Source organism: Mycobacterium sp. NGS50, from assembly GCF_059812545.1.
Window position 1 is genome coordinate 1 of the sequence record NZ_JCALCW010000047.1, and the last position, 20045, is coordinate 20045.

The 20045-nt window shown below is 67.9% G+C and carries 16 protein-coding genes; 4 read left to right on the top strand and 12 right to left on the bottom strand.

All coding sequences use genetic code 11. The features are described from left to right. Positions 1-94: 94 nt before the first annotated feature. Positions 95-562, bottom strand: coding sequence for a DUF5130 domain-containing protein (locus tag AC5Y36_RS23655; protein ID WP_500043406.1), 468 nt, complete (start codon positions 560-562; stop codon positions 95-97). Then, complete coding sequence (ctaJ, locus tag AC5Y36_RS23660; protein WP_500043426.1) at positions 549-767, bottom strand: aa3-type cytochrome oxidase subunit CtaJ; 219 nt, start codon at positions 765-767, stop codon at positions 549-551. The genes AC5Y36_RS23655 and ctaJ overlap by 14 nt, the downstream gene beginning before the upstream one ends. A gap of 70 nt (positions 768-837) precedes the next feature. Between ctaJ and AC5Y36_RS23665 the strand changes: the two genes are divergently transcribed. Further along, positions 838-1764 carry a carbon-nitrogen hydrolase family protein gene (locus AC5Y36_RS23665; RefSeq protein WP_500043407.1) on the top strand — a complete coding sequence of 309 codons (927 nt, stop codon included), beginning with the start codon at positions 838-840 and terminating at the stop codon, positions 1762-1764. A gap of 1 nt (position 1765) precedes the next feature. On the opposite strand, the gene AC5Y36_RS23670 is transcribed toward AC5Y36_RS23665, so the two are convergent. After that, positions 1766-2401 carry an HNH endonuclease gene (locus tag AC5Y36_RS23670; RefSeq protein ID WP_500043427.1) on the bottom strand — a complete coding sequence of 212 codons (636 nt, stop codon included), beginning with the start codon at positions 2399-2401 and terminating at the stop codon, positions 1766-1768. 126 nt (positions 2402-2527) lie between these two features. Here AC5Y36_RS23670 and AC5Y36_RS23675 point away from each other — a divergent pair, with 126 nt between their 5' ends. Both AC5Y36_RS23675 and AC5Y36_RS23680 read left to right on the top strand, forming a co-directional pair. After that, positions 2528-2917, top strand: coding sequence for a globin (locus AC5Y36_RS23675; RefSeq protein WP_500043408.1), 390 nt, complete (start codon positions 2528-2530; stop codon positions 2915-2917). Next, positions 2917-4482: a glycoside hydrolase family 13 protein gene (locus AC5Y36_RS23680; RefSeq protein WP_500043409.1), complete on the top strand. Its 1566-nt coding sequence runs from the start codon at positions 2917-2919 to the stop codon at positions 4480-4482. The genes AC5Y36_RS23675 and AC5Y36_RS23680 overlap by 1 nt, the downstream gene beginning before the upstream one ends. Before the next feature lie 8 nt (positions 4483-4490). Here AC5Y36_RS23680 and AC5Y36_RS23685 read toward each other — a convergent pair whose 3' ends face one another. The 6 genes from AC5Y36_RS23685 to AC5Y36_RS23710 all read right to left on the bottom strand — a co-directional run bounded on the left by AC5Y36_RS23685 (position 4491) and on the right by AC5Y36_RS23710 (position 13695). Then, positions 4491-5138, bottom strand: a complete 648-nt coding sequence (locus AC5Y36_RS23685; protein ID WP_500043410.1) for a DUF8010 domain-containing protein — start codon at positions 5136-5138, stop codon at positions 4491-4493. After that, positions 5126-5554, bottom strand: coding sequence for an acyl-CoA thioesterase (locus AC5Y36_RS23690; protein ID WP_500043411.1), 429 nt, complete (start codon positions 5552-5554; stop codon positions 5126-5128). Before AC5Y36_RS23690 ends, AC5Y36_RS23685 begins: the two co-directional genes overlap by 13 nt. After that, complete coding sequence (locus AC5Y36_RS23695; protein WP_500043412.1) at positions 5551-10404, bottom strand: NAD-glutamate dehydrogenase; 4854 nt, start codon at positions 10402-10404, stop codon at positions 5551-5553. The genes AC5Y36_RS23690 and AC5Y36_RS23695 overlap by 4 nt, the downstream gene beginning before the upstream one ends. 115 nt (positions 10405-10519) lie before the next feature. Then, a complete protein-coding gene (ettA, locus tag AC5Y36_RS23700; protein ID WP_500043413.1) occupies positions 10520-12196 on the bottom strand; it encodes an energy-dependent translational throttle protein EttA in 1677 nt (558 codons plus the stop codon). Positions 12197-12273: 77 nt separating this feature from the next. Continuing rightward, entirely contained in the window at positions 12274-12747 is a 474-nt protein-coding gene (gene ssb / locus AC5Y36_RS23705; RefSeq protein ID WP_500043414.1) for a single-stranded DNA-binding protein, read from the bottom strand. 150 nt (positions 12748-12897) lie between these two features. Next, on the bottom strand, positions 12898-13695 hold the full coding sequence (locus AC5Y36_RS23710; RefSeq protein ID WP_500043415.1) for an LppX_LprAFG lipoprotein: 798 nt from the start codon (positions 13693-13695) through the stop codon (positions 12898-12900). A gap of 235 nt (positions 13696-13930) precedes the next feature. On the opposite strand from AC5Y36_RS23710, the gene AC5Y36_RS23715 reads away from it, so the two are divergent. Beyond that, entirely contained in the window at positions 13931-15268 is a 1338-nt protein-coding gene (locus AC5Y36_RS23715) for an MFS transporter (protein ID WP_500043428.1), read from the top strand. A 10-nt stretch (positions 15269-15278) separates the two neighbouring features. Here AC5Y36_RS23715 and AC5Y36_RS23720 read toward each other — a convergent pair whose 3' ends face one another. From AC5Y36_RS23720 to AC5Y36_RS23730, 3 genes are read right to left on the bottom strand one after another with little or no spacing between them, the layout of a single operon-like run. Then, positions 15279-17225: a YhgE/Pip family protein gene (locus tag AC5Y36_RS23720; RefSeq protein WP_500043416.1), complete on the bottom strand. Its 1947-nt coding sequence runs from the start codon at positions 17223-17225 to the stop codon at positions 15279-15281. A 2-nt stretch (positions 17226-17227) separates the two neighbouring features. Further along, entirely contained in the window at positions 17228-17947 is a 720-nt protein-coding gene (locus AC5Y36_RS23725; protein WP_500043417.1) for a hypothetical protein, read from the bottom strand. A gap of 4 nt (positions 17948-17951) precedes the next feature. Beyond that, entirely contained in the window at positions 17952-19949 is a 1998-nt protein-coding gene (locus AC5Y36_RS23730; RefSeq protein WP_500043418.1) for a bifunctional copper resistance protein CopD/cytochrome c oxidase assembly protein, read from the bottom strand. Positions 19950-20045 lie beyond the last annotated feature (96 nt).

Consider the following 20045-nt stretch of genomic DNA (forward strand, 5'->3'; position numbering starts at 1 on the left):
TCTAGGCCACTCTTAGGCCGCGAGCGTGCGCAGTTGTACGCCGCTGACCGGCGTGTCGTGTACAACTGCGCACGCTCGCGGTTGTGGATGGGGGTTAAGCGGGAGAAATCCCGGCGGAAAGCACCCGAACCGCGCTGACCAGACCGTCGATCAGGTTGCCCTCGCCGAACGCCGAGGCCGCGGCGGCCACACCGAGCGGTGCGGCCGACTCGGCTCCGCGGCCGGCAAGGTGCGATCCGTACACCACCTCGATGGCGCGCTGATCCGGCGAGACGGCGATCAGCACCGCGTCGTTGGGCGTCGGCACGGCGGCCAGGACCTCGCGGGCCCGGGCAGCGGTGTCGGCACCCAGGTCCCCGATGTAGACGGCGAAGCGCGCCTTGGCCGCCCGCGACCCGAAGGTCAGGGCGTCGTCGAGGGTGACCAGATCCTTGGTCGGAAACGGGTAGTGCACCGAGAGCTCACCGGGTTCGGTGACCCCGGAGATGCGGCCGCTGGTGGTGATCGCCGAGCCGGGCGGCAGGTTCTCGATCGCGACCGTCGCCACGTCACCACTTGCCACTTGCGCTACCTCCCACGCTGAGTTCGGACGAGCCGTGGCTGTCGCCGACGTTCTCGTCGGTCGCCGCCCACAGGATCGGCGGATGCGTCCAGGGCTCGGACATCTTGTAGGTCGCCGGATGGGGTCCCTTGCGCGACCAGATCAACGCGGACAGCACCGCGACGATCAACGCCGGGACGCCCACGATAATGAGGTGGCTCTCCATATGGGTCACGCCCAAACGTTAACCCACCGCGGTCCGCCCGGTGCGGCAACCCGGCGCTATGTTCAGCAGCATGGTTCTTGCGGCCGCCATCCAGCTGGAGGCAGAACTCGGCGATATTCCGGCCAACCTGGCCGCCTGCGAGCGCCTTGCCGACGAGGCGGGCCGGGCCGGGGCCACCATCATCGCGCTGCCGGAGTTCTTCAGCACCGGGATCGGCTTCGCACCGTCGCTGGCCACCGCCGCACTGCCCCCGGACGGTGCGGCCACCGAACTTCTGACCACACTGGCCGGCCGGCATCGGGCGCTGGTCGGAGGGTCGTTCCTATGCCGTGATCGCGACGGCCAGGTACGTAACGCCTACGTCCTGGCCGATCCGAGCGGCGTGGTGGGGCGGCACGACAAGGATTTGCCGACGATGTGGGAGAACGCCTTCTATGTCGGCGGCGACGACGACGGCGTGCTCAGCGCGGGCGATCATCGGGTCGGGGCCGCGGTGTGCTGGGAGCTGATGCGCACCCAGACCGTGCGACGCCTGCGCGGTCGCGTCGACCTGGCGATGACCGGATCGGGCTGGTGGTCGATTCCGGACTGGACACCGCGCTCCCTGTTCGAGCGCCTGGAACGCGACAATGCCGCCACCGCCCGCCGCGCCGCGGCCTCGTTCGCGCAGTACATCGGCGCACCTGTGGTGCATGCGGCCCATGCCGGCGTCCTGACGTGCGCGATGCCGTGGCTGCCGCTGACCTACCGCGGCCGGTTCGAGGGCTCCACCCTGATCGCGGCGGCGGACGGCACCGTCGTCGCGCAACGGTGCGCCGACGAAGGCGAGGGCGTCGTCCTCGGTGAGATCACGCTGGGGCGCCAACCCGCCGGTCTGCATCCGCCCGCCGGGTTCTGGCTGCACCGGCGGGGAGCGCTACCCACGGCGGTATGGCATTACCAGCGCTGGCACGGCCGCCGCTGGTATCGGCGCAACGTCGCGCAAACGCCAACCTGAATCAGGCGGCGCCTTCGCCGAGGTAACGGGCCCACGACGGGTCCAGGTCCTTCACCGAGGACAACAGCCGCCAGTGCTGGCCCTGCGGCGACGCCGGCACCAGACGCAGCGTCCAGCCCAGCTCGTGCAGCAACCGGTCGGCCTTGCGGTGGTTGCAGGTCGAACAGCAGGCGACGCAGTTCTCCCAGGAATGGTCGCCGCCGCGACTGCGCGGCACCACGTGGTCGACGGTGTCGGCGCGGCCGCCGCAGTACGCGCAGCAGAAGCCGTCGCGGTGCATCAGCGCGGCGCGGGTCATCGGGATGCGCGAGCGGTACGGCACCCGGATGTAGCTGCGCAGCCGGATCACCGACGGTGCGGCGATCGACCTGGTCGCCGAGTGGATGACGGGTCCGGACGGATCGTCGTGGACCATTTCGGCCTTGCCGCAGACGAGCATGATGATGGCGCGGCGCAGCGGCAGCGCGGTCAGCGGCTCGTAGGTGGAATTGAGCAGCAGCACCCGCCGGCGAGTCCAGATCGAGCCGATTTCGGGTGCGGTGACACCAGGCGGGGGAACCTCATGCAGGCCGGCACCGCTGAGCCCTGCCGCGGCACCGTGACTGTGGTGGCTGCGGCGTGTTCTGCGCTGCGCCATAAATCCTCCGCGGACCAGTTCACCATGAATCGGGGTGGTCCGCACCCACATTTGCTGTGTGTCCGCGGTCGAGCCGATGAACATCGGGTGCGCGGCGCCGGGTGGCGATAGACCACAATGGAGGTGATGCAACCCGAGTCCTTCTACGACGCCGTCGGCGGCGCCGACACGTTCCATACCATCGTGGCCCGCTTCTACCAGCTGGTCGCGCAGGACGAGATCCTGCGTCCGCTGTACCCGGAGGACGATCTGCACGGCGCTGAAGAGCGGCTGCGGACGTTCCTTGAGCAGTACTGGGGCGGCCCGCGCACCTATTCGGAACGACGCGGTCACCCCCGGCTGCGGATGCGGCACATCCCCTACCGGATCGGCCCGATCGAACGCGACGCGTGGCTGCGCAATATGAGCATCGCGATCGCCGAGGTCGATTCGGCGACGATGAGCGACGAGCACCGCCGCGAATTGCTCGATTACTTGACGATGGCCGCAGAGGCCCTGGTCAACGCGCCGTTCTGATGCCGCACACAGCTCAGCCGTGGTGGCTGCGCAGCGTCTTCTACCAGGTTTATCCGCGCTCCTTCGCCGACAGCAACGGCGACGGGATCGGTGACCTCGACGGCGTCACCGATCGACTGGAGCACCTGAGCCGACTCGGCATCGACGCGATCTGGCTGAATCCGGTCACCGTCTCCCCGATGGTGGATCACGGCTACGACGTTGCCGACCCGCGCGCCGTGGACCCGCTGTTCGGGGGTCTGCAGGCGCTGGATCGGTTGATCGATGCCGCGCACCGGCGCGACATCAAGGTCACCATGGATCTGGTCCCCAACCACACCAGTTCGGCGCATCCCTGGTTTGTCGAGGCGCTGGCCAGCAGCCCGGGCAGCAGCGCGCGGGCCCGGTACATCTTCCGCGACGGCCGCGGCCCCGGTGGACGGCTGCCGCCGAACAACTGGGTGTCGGTGTTCGGTGGACCGGCCTGGTCGCGGGTGACGGACGGGGGGCGGCCCGGTCAGTGGTATCTGCACCTGTTCGACGCCCAGCAGCCGGACCTGAACTGGGACAACCCGGAGGTCTTCGAGGATTTCGCGAAGACGCTGCGATTCTGGCTGGACCGCGGGGTGGACGGGTTCCGCATCGACGTCGCACACGGGATGGCCAAGGCGCCCGGCCTACCGGACATGGACCTGACCAGCCAGCACGTGCTGCGCCACCAGGATGAGGATCCGCGGTTCAACCAGCCCGGCGTGCACCCGATTCATCGCGCCATCCGCACCGTCCTCGACGAGTATCCGGCCGCGGTCAGCATCGGGGAGATCTGGGTGCACGACAACGCCCAGTTCGCCCACTATCTGCGACCCGACGAGCTGCACCTCGGATTCAATTTCCGGTTGCTGCAAGCCGGCTTCGCCGCCGACGAGATCCGCGAGGCGGTCGACAATTCGCTGGCCGCCACCACCCTGGTCGACGCCACCCCCACCTGGACACTGGAAAACCACGACGTCGACCGCGCCGTCACCCGTTACGGCGGCGGTGAGATCGGGTTGGCGCGGGCGCGGGCGATGGCATTGGTGCTGCTGGCGCTGCCGGGCGTGGTGTTCGTCTACAACGGCCAGGAGTTGGGCCTGGCAGGCGTCGACCTGCCCGACGAGGCGCTGCAGGATCCGGTGTGGGAGCGCTCCGGGCACACTCAACGCGGCCGCGACGGCTGCCGGGTGCCGATTCCGTGGCGCGGTGACGCCCCGCCGTTCGGATTCTCGACCAACGCCGACACCTGGCTGCCGATTCCACCGCCGTGGGCCGAGCTGACGGTAGAACGCCAACTCTCGGATCCCGAGTCGACACTGTCGTTGTTCCAGACCGCACTCGAAATGCGGCGCAATCGGCCAGAATTCGACGCTGATCAGATCGAATGGTTGCCCACCCAAGACGACGGGCTGGCATTTGCGCGCCGCGGATTGGTATGCGCGGTGAACACCGGGCAGCGGCCGATGGCACTGCCCGACGGCCGGGTCCTGTTGTCCAGCGGACCGTTACTGGGTGACCGTCTGCCGCCGGACACCGCAGCCTGGCTGGCATAGACCGCTGCTCATGCCAGTACCAGCGCAGGGTCGCCTCGACGCCGATACACCGAACCGAACGGGGCATCAAGGCGCAACCACGCCGGCAGGATCCGAACTCGCACGCTCTCGATGTCGGCGTCGGCCGGCGACCGTGGCACGAACCCCATCGCGGTCAACGCGAAGACACAGCGCAGCGGGACGCCCACACTGGCCTCGGCTGCGCTGACCCGAATGACCTCCTGATCCAGCAGCTCCGCGGAACTGCCGTGCTCGGCGATCAGCCGCGCACCGTGCTGCGCCAGATCGAGTATCACCTCGACCGGGACGTCGTCGAGATGGGTGAACCCCGACTCCGGCGGCAACACACCCCGCCATGCGGAATCCCGCGGCGATCCGGGGTCGACGTAGCCGGCGTCATCGATTGCGGCCAGCCCTCCAGCCAATTCGCTTGCACTGGCACACATGTCAGTGGGTTGCAGGCGACCCGACACCACCCGGCCGGCCAGCACATCGAACCCGGTGCCCACCCAGACCGCCACCAACTCGCCCGGGCGAGCGCGCAACCGAATCACCGCGGCGTCGTCGAGGCGCAGCGCCCGGCCGACGAACGCGGCCAGATCTCGGCGATCGCCGGTGTCGGGCAGCCACACCCCACGCGCGGCTAGCGCATCCACCGCTGCAGATACTCCCGATGATCCGGCGACAGACGCACCAAACGCTGCTCATCGATATCGAACGCGGCCAGCTGACTGTCGGCGATGACCGCCGGCTTGGAGTCGGGCGCGGCACCGGCGCCACGCACCTCATAGCCCAGGGTGAAGTCGACCGCGCGCAGCCGCTGCACCCAAATCGTCACCTGCAGCGGCGAATCGGTCAGCCGCAACTGACCCTTATAGGCCACCCGCACCTCGGCGATCAGCAGACCGGTGGTGATGATCTCGCCACCGAACACCGGCGCCAAAAACGGCACCCGCGCCTCCTCCAGGATGGTGACCATGGTCGCGTGGTTGACGTGCTGGTACATGTCGATGTCCGACCAGCGCACCGGGACGGGCGTGACGAAACCCGCTGTGCCGGCGGCGGTGCTCAAGCGCCCGGCCCCCGGCCACTGGTGTGGGTCATGCTGCGGATCTGCCGCGCGGCCACCGACAGGGTGGCCAGATCCCGCTCATCGGAGGCGTAGATCTCGGTCAATGTCCGTCGTGCCCGGTCCACCCGGGACCCGTTGATGTGTTCCCACTCCTCGATCTTCTGCATTCCGTCCTCGTCCGGCTCACCGACGGCGAGCACATCCATACACAGCGACCGTAGCGAACCGTAAATGTCATCGCGAATCGCCAAGCGGGCCAACGCGTGCCACCGGTCGTCGCGCGGCAGCGCGGATACCGCGGTCAGCAGCCCGTCGGTGCCGAGCCGGTCCATCAACGCGAAGTAGGTGTCGGCGACCTCGGCGTCGTCGCGGTCGACGATATCGGCGATGTCGATGACGTCGAGCAGGCTGTACTGGTAGAGGCCGGTGGCGACCTTCAACGCGAGATCCTCGGGGGCACCGCGGGACGCCAGCTCGCCGGCCTGTTTGGCGACGATGGCTTCGTCGTCGCCGCGCAGCCATTCCCCCATCCGGGGCGTCAACGCTTTGACCTTCTTGGCGAACCGATTGACCTCGGCGCCGACCGCCAACGGCTGCGGCCGGTAGTTCAGCAGCCAGCGCCCGGCCCGGTCGACGAGCCGGCGCAGATCCAACGTCATCCGGTCGGATACTGCGACCGGCAGGCCCGCCGACCGAATCTCCCGCCAGAGGTCGCCGATGCCGAATATCGCATCGGTCGCCACGTAGCTGCGCACCGCGTCGACCAGCCCGACCCCGACGTCTTCGGTGATCCGGTAGGCGTAGGTGATGCCGGCGGTGTTGACCATATTGTTGATCAGCATGGTGGTCACGATTTCCCGGCGCAGTTGGTGCGTGCGGATTTCCGAGCCGAAGCGGGCGGCCAGCACCGCCGGGAAGTAGTGCGGCAGCCGGGAGGCGAACACGTCCTGGTCTGGCACATCGGTGGCCAGCACCTCGGCCTTGAGCCCAAGCTTGACGTGGGCCATCAACGTCGCCAGTTCCGGGGAGGTCAGCCCCAGACCCGCCTCGGCGCGGCGCAGGATCTCCTTGTCCGACGGCAGCGCCTCCAGTTCACGGTTCAATCCGCGGTCGGCGACCAAGTGGTTGATCTGCATGGCGTGCACCGGTAGCAGACTTGGCGCATTGGCCCGGCTGGTGCCCATCAGATCGTTCTGCTCGGCGTTGTCGATCAATACCAGACGACCTACCTCGTCGGTCATCGACAACAGCAGTTCGGTGCGTTCCCCGGCTTCGACCTTGCCGGCGGTCACCAGCGAGTCGATCAGGATCTTGATGTTGACCTCGTGGTCGGAACAGTCCACCCCGGCGGAGTTGTCCAGCGCGTCGGAGTTGATCCGCCCACCGCACAGGTCGAACTCCACCCGCCCCAGCGACGTGACGCCCAGGTTGCCGCCCTCGCCGATCACCTTGGCGCGCACCTGGCTGGCGTTGACCCGCACCTGGTCGTTGGCGCGGTCACCGACGTCGGCGTCGGACTCCGCCTCCGCCTTGACGTAGGTCCCGATTCCGCCGTTGAAAAGCAGGTCGACCGGGGCCCGCAGGATCGCCCGGATCAGGTTCGGCGGTGTCATCTCGGCGATGTCGTCGTCGATGCCGAGTACGGCGCGCACCTGCGGGCTGACCGGGATGGACTTCTGCCCGCGGGCGAATACGCCGCCGCCCTCGCTGATCAGCGCCTTGTCGTAGTCGTCCCAACTGGACCGCGGCAGATCGAACATGCGTTGCCGCTCGGTCCAGGACCGGGCCGCATCCGGATCCGGGTCGAGGAAGATGTGCCGGTGGTCGAAGGCGGCGACCAGTCGGATGTGGGTGGACAGCAGCATGCCGTTGCCGAACACGTCGCCGCTCATGTCCCCGACACCGACGGCGGTGAAGTCCTCGTTCTGGGTGTCGACACCCATCTCCAGGAAGTGCCGCTTGACGGACTCCCAGGCGCCCTTGGCGGTGATGCCCATCGCCTTGTGGTCGTAGCCCACCGAACCACCGGAGGCGAACGCGTCGCCCAGCCAGAATCGATAGGACCCGGCGACCTCGTTGGCGATGTCGGAGAAGCTGGCGGTGCCCTTGTCCGCCGCAACCACCAGGTAGGCGTCGTCACCATCGCGGCGCAGCACCTCGGGCGGGGGGCTGACGGCGCCGGTGGCGTGATCGACGTTGTCGGTGATCTCCAGCAGCCCGGAGATGAACAGCCGGTAGCAGGCGACCCCCTCGGCGCGGGTGGCATCGCGGTCGGCGGCGGCGTCGCCGGTGGGCAGCGGCGGGTTCTTGACGACGAATCCGCCCTTGGCGCCGACCGGCACGATGACCGCGTTCTTGACCTCTTGCGCCTTGACCAGGCCCAGGATCTCGGTGCGGTAGTCCTCCTGGCGATCCGACCAGCGCAGACCGCCACGCGAAACGAACCCGAACCGCAGATGCACACCCTCGACCCGGGGTGAGTACACGAAGATCTCGAATTGCGGCCGCGGCAAGGGAAGCTCGTCGATCAGCTGCGAATTGAGTTTGACGGCAAGCACATCGGCGCCGCGTACGGAGCCCTCGCGCGTGACGAAGTAGTTGGTTCGGAGGGTGGCCTGGATGAGTGAGGCGAACGCGCGCAACACCCGGTCGGTGTCCAGGCTGACCAGCGCGTCGATGTCGGCGGCCACGGCCGCCGCGGCGGCCTGCGCGTCGCGGCTCTTCTCCGGCCCGGACGGGCGCGGGTCGAACAACGCCTCGAACAGAGCGACCAGTGATCGCGCTGTCTGTGGGTGCTCGTTGAGCACCGTCGCGATGTGCGCCGGGCTGTAGCGGAATCTGGCCTGCCGCAAGTATTTCGAATATGTCCGTAACAGCACGATCTGCTGCCATGTCAACCCCGCCCGCAGCACCAGCTCATTGAGACGGTCGATTTCGAGCCGGCCCTGCCAGATCGCGGTGACGGCGTCGGCAAACCGCCGCGACATCTCATCACGTTCGGGCCCCGGTTCGGGCAGCGTGATGGTGGGGTGCGGCGAGATCTTGAACTGATAGATCCACACCGCCAGCCCGTCGGCGCGGGTCACCGTGAACGGGTGCTCTTCGAGCACCACCACACCCATGCTCTGCAGCATCGGCAGCAGCTGGCTCAGCGAGGCGCCGTGACCGCCCAGGTACCAGGTCAGCTGGTTGGTGCCGTTGCCATCCCGGGAGAACACCAGTTTGACCGAGTCGTCGCGGAGCTCTTCGATGTTCGCGATATCCTCGATGGCCTCGGCGGGTGTGACGGCCTGCTTGTAAACCTCCGGGAACGCCGCCGCGTAATGCTCGGCCTGCAGCAGGGGTAGCGCTCCGGTCTGCGAGGCACCCAGTAGCCGGTCCGCCCAGGTCCGGGTGGCCTCGGTCAGCATCGCTTGGATCCGGACCCTGTTGGTCTCGGAGGTGTCGACCTGGGTTCCGCCACCGTCGGGCAACCGCACCGTGAAATGCACCAGCGCCCAGGGAGCTTCACTGACCCGCGCGGTGTATTCCAGGCTGGTGCCGCCGAATTCGGTGACCAGGATGTCTTCGACCGCCAAACGCACCGCAGTGGTGTAGCGGTCCCTGGGCAGGTAGACCAGACAGGACACGAAACGGCCCAGCTGGTCGGCACGCGGGAACAGCAGGGCGCGGCGGCGAGATCCCAGGTCGGCCACCGCCATCACCATCGCGAACAGCCGTTCGGCGTTCATCGCGAACAGTTCCGAGCGCGGCACCGTCTGGATGATGTCGAGCACCAACGGGCCCGGGTGGTTCGGATCCCGTTCGGACAACGCGAGTGTCTGCTGGACGGTGCGCGAGATCACCGGGATGTCCAGCACGTTGGCGTTCATGGCAGCCACGGTGAACAGACCGACGAAACGATGCTCGATCACCGCGGTTCCGGCGTTCTCGCGGATGACGACGACATAGGTGTGCGAGCCCATCCGCATATAACTGGGGACGGTGGCCTGGGCCAGGATCAACAGCCCGGTGTCGTCGCGCAGCCGGGCATGGGACGCCTTGCGCAGCCGCATCACGCCGAGCCGAAGCGCGGATTCCAGCGACACCTGACCATCGCGCACCTCGCCGCGCTGATAGCCGAGCAGAACGAAGTGACCGTCGGCCAGCCAGCGCAACAGCGCGGCGACGTCGCGCCGATCCGGGCTGTCGAAATGGCCGTCGGGATCGCGGTCCACGTACCCCGCCAGGTCGGAAAGCGCGCCGACCATGGCCGCGGTATCCGTGGCGACCTGACGCACCTCGGCCATCACGTGGGGCAGCAGCCGGCCGGCCTCGGCCAGGGCCTGCTGGTCGACCGAGGGAGCCAACCGGACATGGATCCAGGTTTCGGTGACGCCGCCCGCACCCGGATCGGTACGGGGCTCCACGGTTTGCAACTCCCCCGCCGGGGTCCGGTGCACGGTGAACGCCGGGGTCATGATGCCCACGTAGGCCACCCCGAGGCGGTGCAGCAGCACGGCCAGCGAGTCGATCAGCTCCGCGCCGTGCTCGGTGACCACCTGCAGCGCGGGGCCGAACCCCGCCGGGTCGTCGGGGCCGTAGACGGCGACCCGACTCTCCCCGGCGGGGCGATGCTGGGCCAGCCGGCCATGGGCACTGATCATCGACGGCATCACCGCCGACGCCGCGGCGCGGTGGATGATCGCGGTGTCAGCGAGCTGGCCGGCTGTTTCCGGCCCATCGCTGTGCGAACCGCGATAGGTGCCCGCATACAGCGCACACACCCACTGGGGAACATCCTCGGCACGGGAGAACGACGTCCACGCAACAGGACTGCGTGAGCTGGAAGCACCTGGATGGACTGTCACCGGACCGCTCCTCCCTCAGCGCCAATAGCCGCACGCCGTCTGGGCCGACACTAATTCATGTCGAAGCCCCGGGTGGAGTGTTCGTCGCGGCAGCCGAGCCCGGGTCGCGGGTGGGTCAGTCGCGGGTGAGCCTGCGGTGGGTCACCCGGTGCGGACGCGCGGCCTCGGCGCCCAATCGGGCCACCTTGTTCTCCTCGTAGGCGCCGAAGTTCCCCTCGAACCAGAACCACTTCGCCTCGTTGTCGTCGTCACCTTCCCAGGCCAGGATGTGGGTGCAGGTGCGGTCCAGGAACCAGCGGTCGTGCGAGATCACCACGGCGCAGCCGGGGAACTTCTCCAGCGCGTTCTCCAGCGAGCCCAGCGTTTCGACGTCCAGGTCGTTGGTCGGCTCGTCGAGCAGGATCAGGTTGCCGCCCTCTTTGAGGGTCAGCGCCAGGTTCAGCCGGTTGCGCTCACCGCCGGACAGCACCCCGGCCGGCTTCTGCTGGTCGGGGCCTTTGAACCCGAACGCTGACACGTAGGCCCGCGACGGGATCTCGTTCTGGCCGACCACGATGTGGTCGAGTCCGTCGGAGACCACCTGCCACACCGTCTTCTTCGGGTCGATGCCGGCACGGCTCTGGTCGACGTAGCTGAGCTTGACCGTGTCGCCGACCTTGACGGTGCCACTATCGGGCTGTTCGAGCCCGACGATGGTCTTGAACAGCGTGGTCTTGCCGACGCCGTTGGGGCCGATGACACCGACAATACCGTTGCGCGGCAACGTGAACGACAGATCCTTGATCAGGGTGCGGCCACCGAAACCCTTGTCGAGGTGGTCAACCTCGACCACGATGCTGCCCAGCCGCGGACCGGTCGGGATCTGGATCTCCTCGAAATCAAGCTTGCGGGTCTTCTCCGCCTCGGCCGCCATCTCCTCATAGCGCTGCAGCCGGGCCTTGTTCTTGGCCTGGCGGGCCTTGGCGCCCGACCGCACCCAGGCCAGCTCCTCCTGCAGGCGCTTCTGCAGCTTGGCGTCCTTGCGGCCCTGCACCGAGAGCCGCTCGGCCTTCTTCTCCAGGTAGGTGGAGTAGTTGCCCTCGTACGGGTAGGCGCGGCCGCGGTCGAGCTCGAGGATCCACTCGGCGACGTTGTCGAGGAAGTAGCGGTCGTGGGTGACCGCCAGGATCGCCCCCGGGTAGGCGGCCAGGTGCTGTTCGAGCCACTGCACGCTTTCGGCGTCGAGGTGGTTGGTCGGCTCGTCGAGCAGCAGCAGGTCGGGCTTGGACAGCAGCAGCTTGCACAACGCCACCCGGCGCCGCTCACCGCCGGACAGGTTGGTGACCGGTTCGTCGGGCGGCGGGCAGCGCAGCGCGTCCATGGCCTGCTCCAGCTGGGAGTCGAGGTCCCACGCGTTGGCGTGGTCCAGCTCCTCCTGCAGCCGGCCCATCTCCTCCATCAGCTCATCGGAGTAGTCGGTGGCCATCAGCTCGGCGACCTCGTTGAACCGGTCCAGCTTGACCTTGATGTCGCCGAGGCCCTCCTCGACGTTGCCGCGGACGGTCTTCTCCTCGTTGAGCGGCGGCTCCTGCTGCAGGATGCCCACCGTCGCCTCGTTGGCCAGGAACGCGTCGCCGTTGTTGGCCTTGTCCAGCCCGGCCATGATCCGCAGCACGCTGGACTTTCCGGCCCCGTTCGGTCCCACCACGCCGATCTTGGCTCCAGGCAGGAAGCTCAGCGTGACGTCGTCAAGGATGACCTTGTCGCCGTGCGCCTTGCGGACCTTCCGCATCGTGTAGATGTATTCAGCCATGCCGCGGTGTTGCCTTCCTGGTCTCCCGATACTCGCCGACCATCCTAGGTGGCGAGCCTGGCACGGCCTGCGGCCGCTTACGCCGACAGCGGCAAACCCGCCCCGGGCTGCTGATCAGCCTCGGTAGTGTCCTCGTTCGCCGACCCACCGCCGTCGACCTCGGCGGATGGCGACGGCGCCGTGTCCGGCCCGGCGGCGATGATCTTCTCCACCCGGGCGATGCAGCGCGACAGGTCGGGCCCCACACCGGTGGCCCGCATCTCCACCGATGACCGGCGGATGCCTTCCTTGTCCTCGTACTCGCTGGTGTAGAGGTGACCGACCACGACGACCGGGGAACCCTTCAACAGCGAGGCACCGACCCCGGTGACCAGGCGTCCCCAGCAGTTGACGGTGACGAACAACGAGTTGCCGGGCTCCCAGCCGCCGTCAGCGGTGCGACGGCGCGAATTGCTGGCGACCCGGAACTTGATCACCTCCTGGTCGCCGACCCTGCGGCGGATCGGGTCGTTGACGATGTTGCCGATGATGCTCACCGTTGTCTCGAACATTGCTCATTTCCTTTCCTGAGGCGGTCACCCGCCGGATGCAGTCCCATTGGACGCAGCCCACCCGACAACCGGGCGGCACCGGCCACCGAAATCGGTGGCACCTGTGGAGGAAATGGCTTCTGTGGAGAACCGGCCAACAGCCGCTGCGGGTCAGCGCCCCGCCGGCCTCTCGACGCTGACCGGCACGTTCCAGTTCGACAGGAGCATCTGGACCGAATCGCCCTTACTCGGCTCCAGCTTGACCTGAACCAGCTGGTGCTGGTCGCTCTCCTGGATCCAGACCGTGCAGGACGTCCGCTTGCTGACACCCAGCGGCACCAGCTTGTTGACCGCCTCAGCGGTGACCTTCCCGCTGATCCGGACGGTGTCGTGGCCACCGACGGTTTCGCGGGCTTCCGCCTTGGGGTCGATGAAGTCGGCCAGCAGGTTGGCCAGCCCGGTATCCGGGTTCAGCGTGGCGGCTACGTTGTAGATCGTGGAGGTGGGCCCGTAATCCCGCCAATCACTTTGCGGCATGGCCACATACAGGCGCCGCTCGAATACGACGAACCGAATGTCCACGTCCGCGCCCATGATGGTGATCTCGGCTTTGCCCTTGGCTTCGGCACTGTGCTCGTTGGTCAGGTCACCCTCCAACGCTTTGACCGGCATCTGCTCAAGATCCCCGCTCACCGAGAGCGCCAGGTGCGCGCTCTTGAGCTTCTTGGTGGCGGCGCTGGACTGTTCGAGCAACGCGGCGGGGTCCGGCAAGGGATGGTCGGGCTGCTTGGACGACGCCGACGATGACGACGCAGCCGACGACACCGGGGTGGGCGCCGACGTCGACGAGGGAGGTGGAGCCGAGGGCGGCGAGGCGCAACTCGCGACGACGGCAACGGCGAGAACCGTCAACAAGCTGCGCATCGATAACCAGGGGCGTGGTGCCCGCAGTGCGGGTCCATTTACCATGCCAGCCATCGTAGAGGCCGCGGTCTGGATCATCGGCGACACACCTGGTTGCGGGCCGTATTGGTCTGAAACATCGAGGAATTGGACACGCTCGCGGGCGACGGCGTCCGGCGCGGCAGCTGGGTACGTGGTATAACGGCTTGCAGTGGGAATCTCAAGCCGACGAGACCTCGATGAACCCACTCGCCGACGACAGTGGACCCGCGAGGAGATTCGCGTTTCTCATCCGGCGGAGCTGCGCCGGTCGATTGCGGGCACCGCGGTCGGCAATTTCATGGAGTGGTACGACTTCGGCATCTACGGGTTTCTTGCCACCACCATCGCGCAGGTGTTCTACCCCAGTGACAGTTCCAGCGCAGTCGGCCTGATCGCCACCTTCGGCACGCTGGCGGCGGCGTTCGCGGTGCGACCGTTCGGCGGCATCGTCTTCGGGTCGCTCGGTGACCGCATCGGGCGCAAGAAGGTGCTGATCATGACGGTCACGCTGATGGCGGTGGGTACCACGGTGACCGGCTTGCTGCCCGGCTACGAGAGCATCGGCATCTGGGCGCCGGTACTGCTGATCGTCACGCGCATCCTGCAGGGTTTCTCCACCGGCGGGGAATACGTCAGTGCGATGACCTACGTCAGCGAACATGCCCCGGACCGCACCCGGGGTGCGTTGGCCGGGTTTCTGCCGTTGGGCACCCTGGGCGGGTACCTGGCGGGCGCGGCGGTGGTGACCGGACTGCAGACCCAGTTGCCGATCGGCGACATGCACAGCTGGGGGTGGCGACTCCCCTACCTGCTGGGCGTCCCGTTGGCGCTTATCGCGTTGTACATGCGGTTGCGGATCGAGGAATCCCCGGCCTACGAGCAGATGACCGAGAGCCAGCAGACGCCGGAAGGCCGCGGTTGGCGACAGTTCGAGCAGACGGTGGTACGGCACCGCAGAGCGCTGCTGATCACCATGGGGCTGGTACTGGCCGAGAACGTCACCAATTACATGCTCACCGGGTACCTGCCGACCTATCTCAAACAAGTCGGCGGGATCAGCGGCGCCAGCGGCCTGATGATGATCGTGTTGACGCTGGCCATGATGCTGGTGACGGTGGTTGCCGTCGCGAGGTTGTCCGACCGGATCGGCCGCAAGCCGATCATGTGGGCCGGTTGCGGGTTGCTGGTGGTCGGCTCCGTCCCGGCGTTCCTGCTGATCCGGCACGGACCGAACTATTTGGTCAGCCTCATCGGGGTGATGTTGATCGGCGTGATGTTGCTGTGCTTCAGCAGCACCTCGCCGTCCACGCTGCCGGCGCTGTTCCCCACCAACGTGCGCAATTTCGCGGTGGCCATCGGGTTCAACATCTCGGTGTCGGCTTTCGGCGGTACCACCCCGCTGATCGCCGAGACGTTGGTGTCCGGTGTCGGCAATGTGATGGTGCCCGCCTACATCCTGATGTTCGCCGGTGTGGTCGGTGCCGTCACGGTGTGGTTCACACCCGAGGTGGCCGGCAAACCGCTGCCCGGTTCTGGACCGTCGGTGGCCACCGAGCAGGAGGCGCGGGCCATCGCCGAGGAAGGACTGCGCGTCTAGGACGTGCTGCTCAAACCTGGATGGCCGGCAGCAGCCGGGTGAGGTTCCAGAGCCGGTTGCGCCGCGCCGACAGCGCCGAGACCACCAGCGCGCCGGCCCAGATGAACACCAGCGTGATGATCGCCTGCCACAGCCGGTGATCGATGCCGCCCAGGATCAGTTGCCGCAATCCGTTCACGCCGTAGGTCATCGGGTCGTAGTCGTGCAGAATCTGGAAGGGGCGCGACGTGGTCTCCACCGGATACATCCCACCGGCGCTGACCAGTTGCAGCATCAGCAGCGCCATGATCAGGACCCGGCCCACCGCCGGTCCGACCAGCGCGTTGATCGCCTGCGTGGCGGCCACGAACGCACACGAGATCAGCATCATGAAGGCCAGCATCGCCACCGGGTGTGCGGCGTGCATGCCCAGGGCGAATCGCACGACACCGTACAGAATGATCGACTGGACGATCGCGATCACCGCCGCGGGCAGATAGCTGGCCAGCGCCACCCGGATCGCGATCACTTCGGCCGCGATCGCGCGGCTTTGCAACGGACGCAACACCATCCACAGCACCAGGGCACCGAAGAACAATGCCAGCGTGATGAAGAACGGCGCCATCCCGGTACCGAAATTGGGGGCGGCGTTCTCGTGGGTGGTCTGCAGCCGAACCGGGCCGCCGATGGCGTCGGCGATCGCGTCCTTCTGCTGGGTACTCCAGCTGGGCGCCTGCTCGGCACCGGCCGCGAGTTTGGTGGCCAGCTCGGCGGATCCGGTCCGCAGTTGAGCGGTGCCCGACTTCAGCTGTTGGGCACCGTCGTCGAGTTTGGCGATGCCCTTGGCAAGTTCGGCGTTCCCGGTGGCCAGCTGCTGAGCTCCGGTCCGCAGCTGGGTCAGCCGGGCGGTGAGCTCCTGACCGTTCTTGCCGAACTGGTCCAGCGCCGACTTGAGCGGGCTGCCCGGCGTGCGCAGCGGCTCGGTCATCGCGATCGCGGCGTTCTGGGCGTCGGTGAGCTGCTGACGGATCTGCGGGGTGAACTGGTGTTGCCGCAGCTGGTCCTGGATGTCGCGCAGCGCCCCGGCCGCCGGGTCGCCACGCGCCGAGAGCTGGTCGATCACCGCCGACAGCGAGTTGGCGGCGGTGTCCTGCGCGGTGGCCACCGCACCGATCTGCTCGCCGGCCTGCTGCAGTGCGGCCGCCCCCTGCTGCAGCTGATCGGTGTTGCCGCCGATCACCGAGGCCGCTTTGGCCACCGTGAGCAGCGGTTCAGTGGCCTGGTTGATGCCGTCGGAGAGCTGCTTGGCACCGGCGGCCAGCTGCACCGACGCCGGCCGTGCGGTGTGCAGTCCGCCCGCCAACTGGCCGGCGCCGTCATCGACCTGCACGGCACCGTCGGCGAGTTGTTTCGCCCCGTCGGCTGCCTGTTTGATCCCCGCGGCGGAGGAAACCACCACGGAGAGAACCTTGTTGACCGCCTGGCCGGAAATCCTGGTGGACACGGCGTTGAGCACCTGCTCGATGGCGGTACGTCCGATGCTCGATGAGATGTAGTTGTTGGCGTCGTTGTACACCGCGATCAGACTGGCCTGTTTAGGCTGGCCGGTGGTAGGCGAGGCAACCGCTTCGCTGAAGTCGGGTGGCAACTCCACCATGAAGTAGTACTTGCCGTGTTGGACCCCGGTGCGCGCCTCTTCGGGGTCGACGACCTGCCAGTCCATGCTGCCATCGGCGGTGAGGCTCCTGGCGATCTCGTCTCCGACGTTGAGCCGCTGTCCGGAGACGACGGCGCCGCGGTCGGCGTTGACCAGCGCGACCGGCATCTTGTTCACGTGGCCGAAGGGGTCCCAGTAGGCCCACAGGTACAGCGCCCCGTACACCAGTGGCAGCAGCGTCAGCACCACGATCGCCGCGCGGGTCATCCGGCTGCGGCCGAATCGCTTGATCTCCGAGCCGAATGCGAGTCCAGCTAGCACCGTCAGCCCCTTTCGGTCAGGATGCGGTGATCGTGCAGGCGGTGCTCGGGGGCGTCGCCGCCGAGCGGGTTGGTCACTCCGACGATGACACTGCGCTCCGCCGCGAGGGCGCCGAGCCGCTCGACAGCCATCTGCCGCCGGGTGTTGTCGCGCACCTGTTCAAGATCCCCGACCACCAGGATCGGGCGTTTCGAGAACAGCGCCAACGTGATTCGAAGCAGGAAGAGTTCCAGGTCGGACAGTTCGACGATGAAGGTGTCTGCCGACGGCACCGGAATCTCGCCGAACACCTCGCCGAGATCCGGCTGTCCGGCGTCGGCGGAAACCCGCGAGTACCAGGGCGCCAGCCACCGGCGCTGCTCGGAGAGCACGGTCTGGACGGTCACCGACTCCTCCAACTCGTCGATGTCGGCGAACGCCGCGATCGCGCAGTGCCGCCGGATTGCGCGCGGCTCGGTGTCGGCGAGCACGGTCACGGTTCCGTGGCTGGGTTTGACGCGCCCGGCCAGGGTGAGGAGCAGCGTGTGTTGTCCGGGTCCGCCCGGCATCTGGATGGCGTGAAACCCCGCGCTCAGTTCCAGGTCGATGCCGGAGAACAGCGGGCCGTGTTCACCGTCGACCCCCAACCCGGCGGCAACGATCACCGGATCGCTCGGCGGTGGAGCGGACAGCTCGGCCGGGGCCGGGTCACCGGGTTCGTCGGCGTCCTGGTGGACTGGCATCGCGCTAGTCTCCTCCCGATGCGTCGCGCTGGGCCAATTGGGCCAGCATCGCGTTGTAGGCGGTCAATTCGGCGTCGTCGTCACGGTCGGCGGCCCGATCCAATCGTTTGGCGGTCCGCTCGTCGGTGCGGCGCCACTGCACCAGCAAGGCGATCATGACGATGAGCAGCGGAATTTCCCCTGCCGCCCAAGCCATTCCACCACCGAGCTTCTGATCTCCGGGCAAGTCGGTGTGCCAGCCCAGGTGCAGCGACCGGTAAAAGGCCTCACCCAAGATGGTGGTCGTCCCCATCAACACCACCCCGAAGAATGCGTGCACCGGCAGCGACCCGAACACCACGGCCAGCTTGACCAGCGGTGAGATGGGCCGTGGTGTGGGATCCACCCCGATCACCACCCAGTAGAACAAGTAGCCACTGAGCAAGAAGTGCACGTTCATCGCCATGTGCCCGATATGGCTGCCGACGGCGGCGTCGAAGATGCTGGTGAAGTACAGGCCGTAGAACCCGATGACGAACAGCGTGGCGGCAACGATCGGGTGGGTGAACGCCCGTGATACCCGGCTGTGCAGCGCGGCCAGCAACCATTCCCGCATACCCGGCGGGTCGCCGCGGCCGGCGGCCGGCAACGCCCGCAGGGCCAGCGTGACCGGCGCACCCAGCGCCAGCAGGATCGGGACCAGCATGGACAGCATCATGTGCGCGGCCATGTGCACGCTGAACATGGTGGGCATGTATCTGCCCACCCCCGACGACGTGGCCACCAGCAGCGTGGTGCAGCCCAGCAGCCAGGCCAGGGTGCGGCCCGCGGGCCACGCGTCGCCGCGGCGGCGCAGCCGGCGCACACCGGCCAGATAGACCCCCGCGAACACGATCGCGGCGGTGCCGAAGACCAGGTCGAACCGCCAGTCGAACAGCAGTCGGGCCGGGGTGGGCGGACCCTCGAGGTCGTAGCCGATCTTCACCTGCGGAATCGAGGGGTTCAGGATCCGCGGCGGGGGCGGTGGTGTCCGGCCCAGCCCGACGGCGATCCCGAAGGTGGCGCCGAAGATCACGGCTTCGCTGATCGCCAATCGGATCAGCGCCGCGCGGGCGTTCGGGTCGGCCTGCAGCGCGGCGACCCCGCTGCGCCGCTGCCGCCAGCCCAGCACCCCGAGCAGGCTCAGCGCCACGGCCTTGGCGATCACCAGCCGGCCATAACTGGTGGTCAGCAGATCCGAGGGCGCCACCCGGACCAGGGCGTTGACGACACCGCTGAGGCCCATCGCCACGAAGCACCACAGGGCCAGCGCGGAGAACCGGCGGGCGGCCAGGTCGGCGTGCTGACCGCCGCGCATCGCGTGCGCCAGCAGCGCCAGCAGGCCGCCGGCCCACAGCGCCCCGGCGACCAGGTGGATCAGCAAACTGTTGGTGGCCAGGTCGTGCGAGCCGCCCGCCGAGGAGTGACCGGTCAGTCCGAGCGGAACCAGGGTCACCAGCGATGCGACGACCAGGATCGGCGTCCACGCCCAGCGCAGCACGGCCAGACTCGCCAGCGTCACGACCACGGCGAGCAGAGCCGTCCACCGCCAGGCCGATGCCACCGAGATCAGGCTGGCCACCGACCAGCTGGTCGCCGGGTTGAGGTGGTTGGCCAACGGCTGACCGGACACGTCGGAGATGGTCAGCGGGACCAGCAGCGCGGCGCAGACCGCCCACACCCCCGAGGCGATGCTGCCCAGGCGCACCGCGCGATAACCCGCACCATCCAGTACACCGTTGTCCTGCGGCGGCACCAGGAACGCCGCGAGCAGGAACGATCCCACCGCCAGCACCGCGGCGACCTCGCCGGCCGCCCGCACGAACGGGAGTCCGAGCGTGGTCATCGGGCCGGGATCGGGCAGACCGGTGGCGGTCAATGCGTCGGCCAGCGCCAACGCGGCGATGCCCGCGGCGACGCCGCCGGCAAGGACCGCGACGCCGGTGAGCAGCGGCCACACCGGCGCGCGTTGGGCGCGGATCATGCACCCAAGCGTATTGGCGCACCTCCACGCCATCCCAGTGCGGCCCGCCGAAGTGGCCGGTGCCACATCGGCGCGCGCTGGGAAGACCGGAGTTTC

Coding starts and splice junctions, on each gene's coding strand:
- ctaJ (WP_500043426.1), bottom strand. CDS start 767: ATGGAGAGCCACCTCATTATCGTGGGCGTCCCGGCGTTGATCGTCGCG.
- AC5Y36_RS23665 (WP_500043407.1), top strand. CDS start 838: ATGGTTCTTGCGGCCGCCATCCAGCTGGAGGCAGAACTCGGCGATATT.
- AC5Y36_RS23670 (WP_500043427.1), bottom strand. CDS start 2,401: ATGGCGCAGCGCAGAACACGCCGCAGCCACCACAGTCACGGTGCCGCG.
- AC5Y36_RS23675 (WP_500043408.1), top strand. CDS start 2,528: ATGCAACCCGAGTCCTTCTACGACGCCGTCGGCGGCGCCGACACGTTC.
- AC5Y36_RS23680 (WP_500043409.1), top strand. CDS start 2,917: ATGCCGCACACAGCTCAGCCGTGGTGGCTGCGCAGCGTCTTCTACCAG.
- ettA (WP_500043413.1), bottom strand. CDS start 12,196: ATGGCTGAATACATCTACACGATGCGGAAGGTCCGCAAGGCGCACGGC.
- ssb (WP_500043414.1), bottom strand. CDS start 12,747: ATGTTCGAGACAACGGTGAGCATCATCGGCAACATCGTCAACGACCCG.
- AC5Y36_RS23710 (WP_500043415.1), bottom strand. CDS start 13,695: ATGGTAAATGGACCCGCACTGCGGGCACCACGCCCCTGGTTATCGATG.
- AC5Y36_RS23725 (WP_500043417.1), bottom strand. CDS start 17,947: ATGCCAGTCCACCAGGACGCCGACGAACCCGGTGACCCGGCCCCGGCC.
- AC5Y36_RS23730 (WP_500043418.1), bottom strand. CDS start 19,949: ATGATCCGCGCCCAACGCGCGCCGGTGTGGCCGCTGCTCACCGGCGTC.